This is a genomic window from Chryseobacterium sp. WG14 (assembly GCF_024586945.1).
In the GTDB taxonomy this organism is placed as follows: domain Bacteria; phylum Bacteroidota; class Bacteroidia; order Flavobacteriales; family Weeksellaceae; genus Chryseobacterium.
In genome coordinates this window covers 35374-50270 of sequence record NZ_JALCZD010000006.1, presented here as the reverse complement: position 1 = coordinate 50270, position 14897 = coordinate 35374, and the positions used below count along the sequence as shown (strand labels likewise).

The 14897-nt window shown below is 37.1% G+C and carries 13 protein-coding genes and 1 tRNA gene; all 14 read right to left on the bottom strand.

Going from position 1 to position 14897, the window contains the following annotated elements; all coding sequences use genetic code 11:
* Window position 1: 1 nt before the first annotated feature.
* A complete protein-coding gene (gene rpoB / locus MP478_RS11890) occupies window positions 2–3823 on the bottom strand; it encodes a DNA-directed RNA polymerase subunit beta (RefSeq protein WP_230038299.1) in 3822 nt (1273 codons plus the stop codon).
* A 451-nt stretch (window positions 3824–4274) separates the two neighbouring features.
* A complete protein-coding gene (locus tag MP478_RS11885; protein ID WP_257200558.1) occupies window positions 4275–6872 on the bottom strand; it encodes a T9SS type A sorting domain-containing protein in 2598 nt (865 codons plus the stop codon).
* Between the two features lie 36 nt (window positions 6873–6908).
* On the bottom strand, window positions 6909–8039 hold the full coding sequence (locus MP478_RS11880) for a hypothetical protein (protein ID WP_257200557.1): 1131 nt from the start codon (window positions 8037–8039) through the stop codon (window positions 6909–6911).
* Between the two features lie 131 nt (window positions 8040–8170).
* Window positions 8171–8641, bottom strand: coding sequence for a hypothetical protein (locus tag MP478_RS11875; protein ID WP_230038304.1), 471 nt, complete (start codon window positions 8639–8641; stop codon window positions 8171–8173).
* Between the two features lie 276 nt (window positions 8642–8917).
* The gene (gene rplL, locus MP478_RS11870) at window positions 8918–9283 is read right to left on the bottom strand and encodes a 50S ribosomal protein L7/L12 (protein ID WP_047493581.1); all 366 of its coding nucleotides are present in this window, start codon (window positions 9281–9283) and stop codon (window positions 8918–8920) included.
* A gap of 46 nt (window positions 9284–9329) precedes the next feature.
* Window positions 9330–9914 (bottom strand): 50S ribosomal protein L10, encoded by a 585-nt coding sequence (rplJ, locus tag MP478_RS11865; RefSeq protein WP_257200556.1) that lies wholly within the window; start codon window positions 9912–9914, stop codon window positions 9330–9332.
* An 18-nt stretch (window positions 9915–9932) separates the two neighbouring features.
* Window positions 9933–10625: a 50S ribosomal protein L1 gene (gene rplA, locus MP478_RS11860; RefSeq protein WP_047493574.1), complete on the bottom strand. Its 693-nt coding sequence runs from the start codon at window positions 10623–10625 to the stop codon at window positions 9933–9935.
* A gap of 11 nt (window positions 10626–10636) precedes the next feature.
* Window positions 10637–11080, bottom strand: coding sequence for a 50S ribosomal protein L11 (rplK, locus tag MP478_RS11855; RefSeq protein WP_230037624.1), 444 nt, complete (start codon window positions 11078–11080; stop codon window positions 10637–10639).
* Window positions 11081–11600: 520 nt separating this feature from the next.
* Entirely contained in the window at window positions 11601–12269 is a 669-nt protein-coding gene (locus tag MP478_RS11850; protein ID WP_230037623.1) for a hypothetical protein, read from the bottom strand.
* Between the two features lie 7 nt (window positions 12270–12276).
* Window positions 12277–12924 carry a hypothetical protein gene (locus MP478_RS11845; RefSeq protein ID WP_230037621.1) on the bottom strand — a complete coding sequence of 216 codons (648 nt, stop codon included), beginning with the start codon at window positions 12922–12924 and terminating at the stop codon, window positions 12277–12279.
* Between the two features lie 13 nt (window positions 12925–12937).
* Window positions 12938–13558: a hypothetical protein gene (locus MP478_RS11840; RefSeq protein WP_230037619.1), complete on the bottom strand. Its 621-nt coding sequence runs from the start codon at window positions 13556–13558 to the stop codon at window positions 12938–12940.
* Window positions 13559–14001: 443 nt separating this feature from the next.
* Complete coding sequence (nusG, locus tag MP478_RS11835) at window positions 14002–14544, bottom strand: transcription termination/antitermination protein NusG (protein ID WP_230037617.1); 543 nt, start codon at window positions 14542–14544, stop codon at window positions 14002–14004.
* Window positions 14545–14562: 18 nt separating this feature from the next.
* The gene (gene secE, locus MP478_RS11830) at window positions 14563–14769 is read right to left on the bottom strand and encodes a preprotein translocase subunit SecE (RefSeq protein WP_047493559.1); all 207 of its coding nucleotides are present in this window, start codon (window positions 14767–14769) and stop codon (window positions 14563–14565) included.
* Between the two features lie 12 nt (window positions 14770–14781).
* Window positions 14782–14852: transfer RNA gene (locus tag MP478_RS11825), tRNA-Trp, on the bottom strand.
* Window positions 14853–14897 lie beyond the last annotated feature (45 nt).

Below are 14897 nucleotides of genomic sequence, written 5' to 3'. Positions count from 1 at the left end.
ATTACTCCTCCAATCTTACATCAAGTCCAAGTCCTTGTAACTCGTGAAGTAATACATTGAATGATTCCGGAATACCTGGTTCAGGCATAGATTCACCTTTTGCAATTGCTTCATAAGTTTTTGCTCTACCAATCACGTCATCCGACTTCACAGTTAAGATTTCTCTTAGAATATTTGATGCTCCGAATGCTTCAAGAGCCCAAACCTCCATCTCTCCAAATCTCTGTCCACCGAACTGAGCTTTACCTCCTAACGGCTGCTGAGTAATCAATGAGTAAGGACCAATAGAACGTGCGTGCATCTTATCATCAACCATGTGTCCTAGTTTCAGCATGTAGATAATACCTACAGTAGCCGGCTGAGTAAATCTTTCTCCGGTACCCCCATCATAAAGGTGAGTGTTACCAAATTTAGGAAGACCTGCCTTTTCTGTATATTCAGTAATCTGGTCAAGAGTTGCTCCATCAAAGATTGGTGTAGCGAACTTCATTCCTAATTTCTGACCTGCCCATCCAAGAACTGTTTCATAGATCTGACCGATGTTCATACGAGAAGGTACCCCTAGTGGATTCAATACGATATCTACCGGTGTTCCGTCTTCAAGGAATGGCATATCTTCTTCACGAACGATTCTTGAAACGATACCTTTGTTACCGTGACGTCCTGCCATTTTATCTCCTACATTCAGTTTACGTTTCTTAGCGATGTAAACTTTAGCCAACTTCATGATCCCTGCCGGAAGCTCATCTCCGATTGAAATAGCAAATTTCTCACGGTTTTTAACTCCCTGAATGTCGTTAAATTTGATTTTGTAATTGTGAATCAATTGTTTGATCAATTCATTTTTATCAGCGTCTACTGTCCAGTCTGAACCGCTAACGTTTACATAATCTTCAACTGAAGTCAATAATTTGTGAGTAAATTTCACACCTTTACCGATAATTTCTTCATCAAGGTCATTTTGTACCCCTTGAGAAGTTTTACCGCTTACCAGTGTATTTAATTTTTCAATTAAAGTATTTCTCAGCTCGTCAAACTTAGCCTTGTAAGTGTTTTCAATCTCTTCAAGTTTAAGTTTTTCTTCAGTTCTTTTCTTTTTGTCTTTAATGTTTCTTGAGAACAATTTCTTGTTGATCACCACCCCTCTTAATGAAGAATCGGCTTTTAATGATGCATCTTTTACATCACCAGCTTTATCACCAAAGATTGCTCTAAGAAGTTTTTCTTCAGGAGTCGGGTCAGATTCACCTTTTGGAGTAATTTTACCAATCATGATATCTCCAGGCTTCACTTCAGCACCGATTCTGATCATACCGTTCTCGTCAAGATCTTTAGTAGCTTCTTCAGAAACGTTTGGAATATCTGCCGTAAGCTCTTCCATACCTAATTTGGTATCACGAACTTCAAGAGAATATTCATCTACGTGGATTGACGTAAACCAGTCTTCACGTACCACTTTTTCGTTGATTACAATTGCATCCTCAAAGTTGTACCCTTTCCAAGGCATGAACGCTACCACTAAGTTTCTACCAAGAGCTAATTCTCCTTTTTCAGTAGCATAACCGTCACAAAGTACCTGTCCTTTTTCTACTACATCACCTACTCTTACGTTTGGTCTTAGGGTAATTGTTGTACTCTGGTTGGTTTTTCTAAACTTAGTAAGGTTGTATGTTTTAGTAGCAGACTCGAATTGTACTAAATCTTCGTCATCGCTTCTTTCATATTTAATAGTGATCTTATCAGCATCCACATACTCTACAGTACCTGTACCTTCTGCATTGATCAAAATTCTTGAATCTTTCGCAACTTGTTGTTCCAGACCTGTACCTACGATTGGTGCTTGTGGCTTCAATAGAGGAACTGCCTGACGCATCATGTTGGATCCCATCAGCGCACGGTTCGCATCATCATGCTCCAGGAATGGAATTAATGAAGCAGAAATACCAGAGATCTGGTTTGGTGCAACGTCAATAAGGTTTACCTGAGCTGGCTCTACTACAGGATAATCACCATCAAGTCTGGCAATAATTCTGTCTGTTAAGAATTCTCCGTTATCATTCAATTCAACGTTTGCCTGAGCAATTACTTTGTCTTCTTCGTCTTCTGCATTAAGATAGATAGGATCAGCAGTAAGATTAATCTTACTGTCTTCTACTTTTCTGTATGGAGTTTCGATGAAACCTAGTCTGTTGATTTTCGCATAAATACCTAAAGATGAAATCAAACCGATGTTTGGTCCTTCCGGAGTTTCAATCGGACAAATTCTTCCGTAGTGCGTATGGTGAACGTCACGAACCTCGAAACCTGCTCTTTCTCTTGATAAACCACCAGGCCCTAGTGCAGAAAGTCTACGCTTGTGCGTGATTTCTGATAGCGGGTTGGTTTGGTCCATGAACTGAGAAAGCTGGTTGGTACCAAAGAACGAGTTGATTACTGATGTTAATGTCTTAGCATTTACAAGATCAAGTGGAGTAAAGATTTCGTTATCTCTAACGTTCATTCTTTCCTTGATTGTTCTTGCAATTCTTGAAAGACCTACACCGAACTGTCCTGCTAACTGCTCACCAACAGTTTTAATTCTTCTGTTTGATAAGTGGTCAATATCATCCACATCAGTTTTTGAGTTTACTAACTCAATTAAGTGTCTTACAATCGCAATAATATCTTCTTTTGTAAGAACTTCAGTGGTAGTTGGGATGTTCAGACTTAATTTTTTATTCAATCTGTAACGTCCTACTTCACCAAGAGAGTATCTCTGCTCAGAGAAGAATAATTTTTCAATAATTCCTCTTGCTGTTTCCTCATCTGGTGGATCTGCATTTCTTAACTGACGATAGATGTACTCTACTGCTTCTTTTTCAGAGTTAGTAGGGTCTTTCTGTAATGTATTCTGGATAATAGAGAATTCATTGCTGTTTTCTTTGTGGATCAGAATAGATTTCACACCAGCATCCAGGATAAGATCTAAATGTTCTTTTTCAAGGATAGTTTCTCTATCCAAGATGATTTCGTTTCTTTCAATAGAAACTACTTCACCTGTATCTTCGTCTACGAAATCTTCGAACCAGGTGTTCAATACTCTCGCAGCCAATGTTCTCCCTTCTACTTTTTTAAGGGCAGCTTTAGAAACTTTCACTTCTTCAGCAAGGTCAAAGATCTGAAGGATATCCTTATCAGATTCGTAACCGATAGCTCTTAATAAAGTTGTTAATGGTAACTTTTTCTTACGATCGATATACGCGTACATTACGCTGTTGATATCTGTTGTAAATTCCATCCAAGATCCTTTGAAAGGGATAATTCTTGAATAGTATAGTTTGGTTCCGTTAGCGTGGTAAGTCTGTCCGAAGAATACACCAGGTGAACGGTGAAGCTGCGTAACAATAACTCTCTCAGCACCATTGATGATGAAAGATCCACTAGGCGTCATATAAGGAACCGGACCTAAATATACATCCTGAACCACTGTTTGGAAATCTTCGTGTTCCGGGTCAGTACAATATAGTTTAAGTCTTGCTTTTAGAGGAACTGAATAGGTCAGACCTCTTTCCACACACTCATCAATTGAATAACGTGGAGAATCTACCAGATAGTCAAGGAATTCCAATACGAATTGATTTCTAGAATCGGTAATTGGAAAATTCTCCTGGAAGGTCTTGTAAAGAGCTTCAGTCTTTCTGGCTTCAGGAAGTGTATCAAGCTGGAAAAATTCTCTGAAAGACTCGATTTGGATATCCAAAAAGTCTGGAGTGATGATTTTTCCTTTCGCTGATGAGAAGTTAATTCTCGGATTTCCTTGAGTTGTTGATTTTGTTTTACTCATAAAACTTTTAAGAAAGGGTTAAAAAATATTTTGATTTATTAAAAAATATCAGAAGAGAGTAAAGAGAAAAGAAGTAAGAGAAAAGAAAAAGTAAGAAAATTTTGGCGCAATCATCGGTCTTTGTTCTTTATTCTTTATCTTAAAGTCTTCAATCTGACTTCTAACTGCAACGCTGGTATATCTTTTCACAGCGTAATGCAAAATATTTTTATTACTTTTGAGGCTGTATTACCGCAGTATCTACAAATACGAAATCCCTTCCATGATTATACATTGAAAGAGCTGATTTTTAGTATTTTATAAATTTACAATCAATTTTTAGCGCCAAAAGAGGGGCAAAGATACAAAAACTTATCCACAATTACAAATAATCTACCTCATTTTGAGGACATTAAAATAAAAAGGCTGCCCATTTCTGAGCAGCCCTTCATAACACTAAGATTTCTTATCGTTATTTCACAATAACTTTATAAGATTTTACCGTTGATTTAGTTTCTATCTTAATAATATAAATTCCCGTAGGTAATGCAGCAGTATCAATACCGTTACGGGCAGAGAATTTACCGGATTTCACAGCCTTTCCTTCTGCTGAGAATAAAGTGTAAGTTCCTTCTTCTGCCGCTGTAACCATAAGGCTTTCACCAGCTTTTACCGGGTTAGGGTATACTTTAATATCATGGGCAACCTCTGCTACATCTGAAGCTCCTGTACTTTTTGCGTTCATTGATGCATCTTTCAACAATGAAGCATATGGAGAAAGTGGAGAATCAGGTGCACCTCTCTTTACAAGGTCTGTATCTACAACAGCCTGAATACCGTCTCTGTCTTTATCATCAATTGTAGAAATGAATCCACCACCCAGGGTATCAAGATTTCCTTTTCCTATCTGGTACAGATCGAGATCCGAACCGTTGGAAATAAGGTCCAGGAAGTCCGGCAAGCCATCTCCATCGGTATTCCTAAGAGGATATTTTAAAGTTCCTGAATCAGGATAAGTTTCCAATACATCTGCCAAACCATTATTTCCTACTGCAACACCACTATCAATAACACCATTATGATCTGCATCAATCTGATTGATTACTGATGTTGGAATACCTGATTCAAATAAATCCAACACTCCGTCATTATCAGAATCCAGATCACGATAATTCGGAACACTGTCTCCCAATATAGATGTAATTAAAATATCACCTTCCGCATCATCATCTTCAAATTTACCGTTGGCATCAAAGTTTTCTGTTGAGTCAGGAATACCGTCATTGTCAGAATCAAAATCACAAGCATCAACAATACCGTCATCATCAGCATCCAATGTTGGAGACTTATCATTAACCACTGTACATCCTTCTGCACAATCAGGAATACCGTTACCATTGTTATCTATACTGTCATCTCCTCCGGGACATCTGTCAAAACAGTTTGGAATTCCGTCATTATCATCATCTTTGCTGGCAAAAGCATTATAGATATAATAGCTCTGAGGAATACGAACAGCTGTTCCGCTATTAAAGGTAATCTTCATACGGTTGAAAGGTTTCGTAGCCTTGCCTCCCACATAGAACTTGTTAGAGTTTGTAGTAAAGAAGTTTCCACTGATAAGGCTTCCTGAACTTGTAAAAGTATTGGTTACCGTATTTCCGTTATAGAGGGTCACTGTAATGCTTTCAAGTACACTTACTCCCAGAAGGTTTCCTGCTTTTTCTACTGTAAATCCAGCTACCGTATTGGCAGGAAGCATCGCATTACTGCTTACTGTGGCAAATGCAGAGAAAATACTGAAGATAGATGCAGCAGGCACTGTTGCCGTAGCATAATTGGCAGGATTATTATCTACAATCGCTTCAGGATTTGTCATTTTGGCCAGAATAAGACCTAGAAAACCAGGTCCGGAAGTCCAGCTTCCTCCTGTCACCAGATTTCCCGGTATTGCAGAGCCGCTTGTCTGAATTTTATCATCACATTCACAAGACATTGGTTCTTCGAATGCGTAATATACTTTAAGTGCTCCCAGGTTAAACCCTACAGTCTGGGTAATTTTCAAACGAACTTCATTGAAAGGTTTGGTAGTGGTAAGAGTTACCTTTTGCTTACCGGAACCATAGCCCAGCACTTTAATATTGATTAGCCCGCCTCCGTCTGATAACTGTTTTGAATCCTGAAGCTGGCCAAATAAATAAGTTTCTATGGTAATATTTTTCAAAAACTCAGCACTCAACAGTTTACCCTGATCGTCGGGCTCTATTACAAATCCGGTCCTGTTGCCTGCAGGATACACCTGATTTTTATCCAAAACCCCTACTGAATAGGATCCTAACAATCCTATCGGAAGAACTACTTTCCCGAAAGAGTTTTTATTTCCGTCTCCAATATTTTCTTTATTCTGAACGTAAGAAAGCGGAGCAAGGAAACTGCTGCTTCCGGATATGTTTCCATCAACACCACTTCCTGCAATAATATCATCACAAATACCATTGTTATCTGTTGGTACCTTGGCCGGATCAAATGCAAATGCATAATACACATTCATCGCACTGAATACGGAAAGAACATTGGTCTGATACAATCTTACTTCATCAAATTCTTTTGAAGTCTTAAAGTGTAAGAATATTCTGTTCTTGCTGCCCCCGAATGCAGGCACTGATAAAAGCGTATTGTTTGTAGTCGTTTCCTGAATAACACCATTTTTATAGGTACTGATTCTTAACGAGCTTAACAGATCAATCGTAATAAAGCTTGTTCCAAGGTCTACATTAAAACCAGTAATATATCCTGCCGGATATGATGTATTCTTGTTTTTAACAGATATCCCATTTCCACTTAGTAAAGAAGCGAAATTTCCCATATTTACACTGTTATCCAGACTGGCATCCACCACAGGGTTCATGCTTCCGTTGTAACATGCCAGGCAAATCCCTGAATTGTTTACAGGTTTTGCTTCAACTCCCATCCCTCGGATAGGTTCATAGCCTTGCTGCGCAAATACTGCTACAGACAGCACCAGCGTCATAAGCATTGCAGCTAATTTCTCGAATAATTTTTTGGTCATTTTTTAATTTTTTAAAGATTTTGTGTTTATTTTTATTTAATAGAAAGCTTTCCATGTAGTTCCATTACAGCCTTCGTGTACTTTAGCCGTGGCATTATAGCGGATTGCCCCTTCTTCAGCAGCCGTACATGAAGCAGTAGCTCCAGCAATTCCCTTTATCTGAATAGCAGCACCGGAAGCCGTATCAGCAGTAGGAATCATGTTAATCCCTACGATTGCATTCGTAGCATTTCCGATATTAAAAAAGGCATGCACTTTATTAGCATATACCGATTGTCCTGCCAATGCCTTTCCTGTAAATCCTATAGCCATCGATTGACCACCCGAAACATTATTTGCTGATCCTATGGCAACAGTGTTGGACGCTGCCGTATTTCCACCACCTATAGCAATTCCTCCATCATTGGTGTTATTATTTCCAAGTGTCAATCCTATAATTCCTGTTACTGTATTTCCATTTCCAAAGACTAAATTATTGGCTCCGGCTGCATTATTGGTATTCCCTATTATTTTGGCACCATTACTAGCTGTATTCCCTAATCCAATGGCAACAGCAGGAAAATTCCCTTGTGCAGAAACAGTATTATCCTTACCTAAAGCTATATTGGAAGACGTACTGTTTGTCAGTGTATTATTGGACCCCCATGTAAAAGAGGCAAATGGTCCTGTGGCAGTATTAGAATTTCCACCGCGTAGAGTTCCATTCAGGTCCAGAATTCCTTTGACATTTTTCTGGGTTGCCAGTACCAAATTCTTCCCATCGCTTGTCCCTAAATAGCTTCCGGTAGAAATATCTGTTCCTAAAGCAGCTGTGGCAGGTGTAGTCCCGGCATTTCCAACCGTACGCCAGTCAGTACCTAAGTTCCCCCATTTTGTTCCGTCAAAATAATAATAACCAGGGGATACAACCTCTGCAGTCTGTCCGGTAGGAGCAGCTTCAGAAACTGTAACGTATACAATAGCTCCGGTTTGGGCTGCTGTATAATTTTTGGCGCTCAGCTGTGTTCCTGTAAGCCTTGGAGCAATAACGCCGTCCAGTTTATTTGTATTTGATGGAAAGCCCACCACATCAAGTGTAGCCTGAGGTCCACTCGTATTAATCCCTACCTGAGCAGAAAGATAACATCCTGCCGATAAGAGTGCTAGTGTAAGTAATTTGTTTTTCATTCTTTGTTAATCTTTGTTGTTTTTTTGTGTTCGTTTTTTATTATAAAGGCACTTCTTTAGCTTTCTCATTTAAAAGTGCAAATGAAACAGTATTATAATTCCCTAAGGACCGTAAAAATTTTTATGAAATATTATTGTACAAAAAGAGTGGCCAGTTTATCCGGAATTTTAATAATAAACTTAAAACCATCGATCAGTTTAAAAGAATTGACGTAAAATCTTTTAATCTTTTCAAATATAAGTAGGGTACTTTCAAAATACTCTACATACTGTATCCTTGTTTTCCAGACAGAAATAAGCTCAAAACCATTTATAGCAAAAGAAATAGAATCTTTATCCCTGGGAATGGGAAAATTACATTGTAAAGTATGGTTATAAAATCTACCCTTATCAGCCTGCAGGATATTTGTATCCTCAATTGATTTCTGTAAATAGGTAACGGCTATACGAGAATGTAAATCAGTAGTATTTACACCTGTATAATGCAGCAATTCAGAATTGCTTACTGCGGCAGATATAAAGCCGGTATTTAATTTTCCTATAGTCGACAGCAGCAAAAGAAATGCGATGTGACTATATGAAAGAAAATAATTTCGATCCAATAGTGTTGTGTTTTTTCCTTGATGCAAATATAGTATTTTTTCAATAAAAACAATCTTTTAATGATAAAATTATATAAAAATTATCATTAATTAAAGATTAATATTAATACATTATGTTAATTATTATTAAATTGATAATAATAATTAAATATTATAGAATTTAAGATAATAAAATCTCAATACATTTATAAACTAAATGGTTAAACAGGTGATTATCAGGCAACAAAAAAGCCCGGGCAAATGCCCGGGCTTCTATATTTATAATACAATTGAAAATTATTTCAATTCTACTTCAGCACCAGCTTCTTCTAATTGCTTCTTAAGAGCTTCAGCTTCGTCTTTAGAAACTCCTTGCTTAATTGCAGCTGGAGCACCATCTACGATATCTTTAGCTTCTTTAAGACCAGCACCAGTTAAATCTTTTACCAATTTAACGATAGCTAATTTAGAAGCACCTGCAGACTTAAGAATTACGTCGAATTCAGTTTTTTCTTCAGCAGCTTCTCCACCACCTGCAGCAACTACTACAGCAGCAGCAGCTGGCTCAATTCCGTACTCATCCTTAAGGATAGTAGCTAATTCATTTACGTCTTTTACTGTTAAGTTTACTAGCGTTTCAGCTAAATTTTTTAAATCTGACATTGTTGTAATGTTTTTGTTGATTATTTATTTAATTTTTTGAGTATAATTATTCAGCACTTGTTTCTTCAGTGCTTTCTGCAGCAGCTTCTGGAGCTTCAGCAGGAGTTCCTTCTACAGCCGGAGCAGCTTCTTCAGCTTTAGCTTCTACTGTTTCAGGTTTGTTTTGAAGAGCAGAAACAACTCTTTGAATTGGAGATTGAAGTAATCCGATGATTTCTCCGATCATTTCTTCTCTAGACTTGATGTTAGCAAGTGAAGTTAAGTTTTCGTCTCCAACATAGAAAGTTTCCTGAAGGTAAGCAGACTTTAAAGCAGGCTTATCTTCTTTTTTTCTGAACCCTTGGATTAATTTTGCAGGAGCATTCGCAGTATCAGCAATCATGATTGCAGAGTTACCTTTGAATGTTGGGAACATTTCAGAGAAATCTACCCCATCAATTTGCTCCATTGCTTTTTGTAAAAGTGTATTTTTTACTACTTTTACTTTGATATTTTGTTTGAAAGCCTGTCTTCTGAAATCTGAAGACTTAGCAGCGTTCAATCCTTCTAGATCTGCTACGTATACTACTTTTGCATCCTGAAGCAAGTCTTTGATCTCTTGTATTGCTACAACTTTTTGGTCTTTTGTCATCGTCTTAAGGATTTAATATTAGTTAACAGATTTTGTATCAATTGCAATACCCGGGCTCATGGTAGAAGACAAGTAGATGCTTTTCACATAAGTTCCTTTAGCAGCTGTAGGCTTCATTTTCACCAAAGTCTGGATTAATTCCTGAGCATTTTCTTTGATCTTAGCAGCATCAAAAGACACTTTACCAATACCAGCATGGATAATACCATACTTATCTACTTTGAAATCAATTTTACCAGCTTTCACTTCAGTTACTGCTTTACCAATTTCCATAGTTACAGTTCCTGATTTAGGGTTAGGCATTAAACCTCTTGGACCTAATACTCTACCTAATGGACCTAATTTACCCATAACAGCTGGCATAGTAACGATAACGTCAACATCTGTCCAACCATCTTTTATTTTTTGTAAATATTCGTCAAGACCTACATAATCAGCTCCAGCTTCTTTAGCTTCAGCTTCTTTATCTGGTGTTACAAGAGCTAATACTTTAACATCTTTACCAGTTCCGTGAGGAAGAGATACTACACCTCTTACCATTTGGTTTGCTTTTCTTGGATCTACACCCAATCTTACAGCGATATCTACAGAAGCATCAAACTTTGTAGTGTTTACTTCCTTTACAAGAGCCGAACCTTCTTCAAGGTTATAGATTCTACCTTTCTCTACTTTGCTTAAAGCTTCTTTTTGCTTTTTTGTTAATTTTGCCATTTCAATAAGTTTTAAGCGTTAGTTGGTTTAGTTCCTGTTACTTTTAATCCCATAGATCTAGCAGTACCAGCTACCATAGAAAGTGCAGAGTCAATTGTAAAGCAGTTAAGATCTGCCATTTTATCTTCAGCGATTTTCTTTACCTGATCCCAAGATACAGAACCTACTTTGTTTCTGTTTGGTTCACCGGAACCTCCTTTGATCTTAGCTGCATCCATTAATTGAATTGCTGCAGGTGGAGTTTTAATTACGAATTCAAAAGATTTGTCTTCGTATACTGTAATTACTACAGGTAAAACTTGCCCTGGCTTGTCTTGGGTTCTTCCGTTAAATTGCTTACAAAACTCCATGATGTTCACACCTGCAGAACCCAAAGCTGGACCTACTGGTGGAGAAGGGTTAGCTGCGCCACCTTTCACCTGAAGCTTTACCATTTTAAAGACTTTCTTAGCCATTTTAATTTTTTTTAGTTTGAATAATTAATGAGTTTGGAAGCATTTATTATTCAGTAGGTTATGCACTCACATAACAATAAACCTACTTTTCGGATTGCAAAAGTATAAAATATTTTTGAAACTACAAACCGAAATTGCTGATTTTTAAAAAGTTTTAAGAAATTAATTGATATATAGAAGTTCACAGTATCAGTTCATTCCGCTTTTTCACTGACTATCTTCAGGATATATTTTATATTGGAGAAACTCAAAACAATTCATCACATTTTAAAATAAAAACAAGATCCTTATTTTTCTCATTTGTTGCTGTTAAGAACTTTTACTTTCTGATCAATCTTATCCCTATCTCTCTATTTTATCTTTATAATTTATATTTCTCTTTCAATATCTTTTCCCTTTATTCCATCCCCCCTATCAGCTATTACCATAATATAAGGCTTAGGTCTCAACATATCAATTAAGTATTTTGCATACATAAAAAGACCGCTGTCTGCAGTCTTTTTATATATAGTAATGTCAATTAAAAACCGGACGGCTTGTTAATTGTTTGTGCAGAACCATCTGTTCCTCCCAGATTAGCGTTTACCTCATTGATATTATGCTTTGTGATCAATCTTCTATAAGCCATCAGGTAAAGGTCTACCGTAAAGTTATTGTAGGTTCGTGATGGAGTGGAAGTATTGGTTGCAATTATTCTACTGTCTGAAAATTTTGCTTTTATATGCCATGTTCCGTTGCTTTTGAAAGCGGTAACATCAGGTGACCCCTGTTTATTATCGTTAATTCCATTATCACCATAGTCAAGCATCACATTGGTACTGCCATCATTTAATTTAAATGAATAGTTATGAAGAACAACAAGGAAGTTATTAGCATCTATTTTGGTATCATAATCTGCAATTCCGTTACCGGATACACCTGTAAGGGTAAGTTTAAGATAATTGAATAATCCGCTGCTTTCCAGGTTTGGATCATACAGCTGAAGGGCGTTTTCGGATGTCGCCAAAAAGCTACCTCCCGTCATGGTAGGCTCCCCGGGATTTCTAAGATATAAAGAGTTGGTATATGTTTTCCCATTGACATCAAGAGTCTCTGTGGGTTTATCTGTCTTGATTCCTACTTTACCGGTCTGAGCATTCAAAAATAGTCCCAGGCCCATTATTATTGTAATATAAATTTTTCTTATCATATCTTTTTTATTGAAGGCCTAAAGGCGTATTAGTTGAAACTCCCGAATAAATCGGCGATGAAGAAGCTGAAACCGAACCGTTAAAAGTTCCCCAGTCTTTAACCAATGACTTTTCAAAAACATTAAGGGTAAGAGACCATGTTCCGTTGACCGAAGAAGCAGTGCCGGCACCTTTAAAACTTAAATTCACAGCATGATATTTCTTTCCTGCTTTTACGATCTGGCTTACTTCTGTAGAATAAGAACCGTAAGATTTGGGATTAGTAGAAGTGTTAGCTGCTGATACGGCATCTGTAAAAACAGCACCTGTAACAGCCACAACATATTTATCGGCATCTAATCCTGTATTCAGATTTACCACTTCATCCTGTTTTACATTTTTCAGAACGACATTATAAATATTAACAGGTGCTACGTTACGAAGTGTAATGTCCAGCAGTTTTACTTTACCCACAGGCGAAGTGTCTTTTGAACGGGTAAGAAGAAGATAGTTTCCTCTTGCCGTTGCATTTTCAGTATCTACCAAATAGGATTCAACCAATGTTTCACCTTCTACATCCAAAGTTCCTTTAGGATTTACTGTATTAATTCCAACCTGGGCGTTCATGCCCAAAGCTGCAAAAGCTACAAAGACTATTGCGATAATTTTTTTCATTATGTATGTTTTTTTATTGAATTAATGGAGCTGCAGCTGCACCGGTAGTAGAAGTTTTAAGATCCTGGGTGGTATTAAATTCTTTAGCGTATGATCTGTCATATACCAATAAATTGAGAGTCCATTCTCCCGTAGGCAATGTGGAAGATGGCGAGAACCCCTGATAATCTGCTTTCAGTTTCCAGGTATCTCCTGAAGAATAGGCGAAAATCTGAGGTACCGGAGTCAGCCAATCTGCAGAATAAGTTCTGGTGGGCTGAGTAAACCCAAAAGAAGAAATGACAACAAGGAATTTCTTAGAATTGATCTTGGTATCGAACTGGTTAACCCAGTCTTTATCTGAGGGATCACATGTGATTTTAAACTGGATAATATTAATGGGCGCCGGAGAATTGGGCACAAAAGAATCATTATAGGCCGTAATTTTGTTTTCCGGAGCTGGAGATTTGATCACAAAAGTGTAGTTTTCATCAGCCCCCAGCTTTTCCATAGGTTTTTTGAAAACCATTCCTGATGTTTTCATAGTCCCGTTAACGGTAAGTTCCTTTTCCGGTGTTGCAGTATTGATACCAACCTGCGCGTTTACAAATGCAACGGCCCCCGTTAAAAGGATCATCGAAGTAAATTTAATCATTGGATTATGTGTGTTTATTGTAGAAATCGCCTCTTCATGTTGAAATTTTCAATTTTGATTTCCGATATAGGCATAAAAGTTCAATACTTCTGCTGTACAGTGTATCAAATAAGAAAAATATAAAGTTTTATGGATTAGTTGCTTGATTGGTTACAATAAGTATGCCATATAAAGGAAAATAATGTACATAAATACCTTAAACATCAGTAAAAAATCAAACTTATCACCATATGGCGATAATTTCAACAATAGCAAAGTCCGTATAGAAGCATTAAAAAGGAATTGTAAACTGTGGATTTAATAAACAGCATTGCAAAACTTAAATGCACATAAATAAACAGAAAAAGAACCAGGTAAAGAAAATAAATATAAACTTATTAGTGACAGAGAACAAAACAAAAAAGACCGCTTTACAGCAGTCTTTTTATATTTATAAGTAATTATTATACTTTTTCTACTTGCATATAGCTAAGCTCCATTGGAGTTTTTCTTCCGAAGATCAATACAGAAACTTCAATTTTCTTTTTATCTTCAAGAATTTTTTCAACAGTACCATTGAATCCATTGAAAGGCCCATCGATTACTTTCACATTTTCTCCTACGATATATGGAATTTCCACATCGCTGGCAAATTCTGATAGTTCGTCCATTCTTCCAAGCATTCTGTTTACTTCAGACTTTCTCATTGGAACTGGATCTCCTCCTTTTGTTAAACTTAAGAAAGATATTACTCCGGGAATGTTTTTAATAGCGTGAGGAATCTCTCCCATCAACTCAGCTTCAATCATCAAGTAACCAGGATAGTAAGGCTTTTCTTTAGGAACTTTTTTACCGTTTCTAATTTGAATAACCTTTTCCATAGGGATAACCACTTGAGTAACGTACTGCTCAAACCCTAAGCGTTTGATTTCTGTCTCAATATAGTTTTTCACTTTATTTTCCTGTCCGCTGATTGCTTTCAGCACATACCATTTCAGTTCGCTCATTATGGAAAATACTTTTAATTAATTGAACAAGTTGATTAGTATTCCTATGATGTTGCTGATTGCTTTTGAAAACAATTCATCAACTCCAAAGGTAAACAATGCCAGAATAACTGTCGCAATAGTCACTACAATAGTAGAAGACTGTAGGTCAGCCCATTTTGGCCATTCAACTTTATGTCTGAATTCGTTATAAGAACCTTTTAAAAAATCAACAAATGAACTCATAATTTATATTTGCACGGGCACAAGGATTCGAACCCTGATCAACGGTTTTGGAGACCGGTATCCTACCATTGGACGATGCCCGTAATTAAAAAAGCTTCCGAGAGTTTCCTTTCGGAAGCTTTATTTAT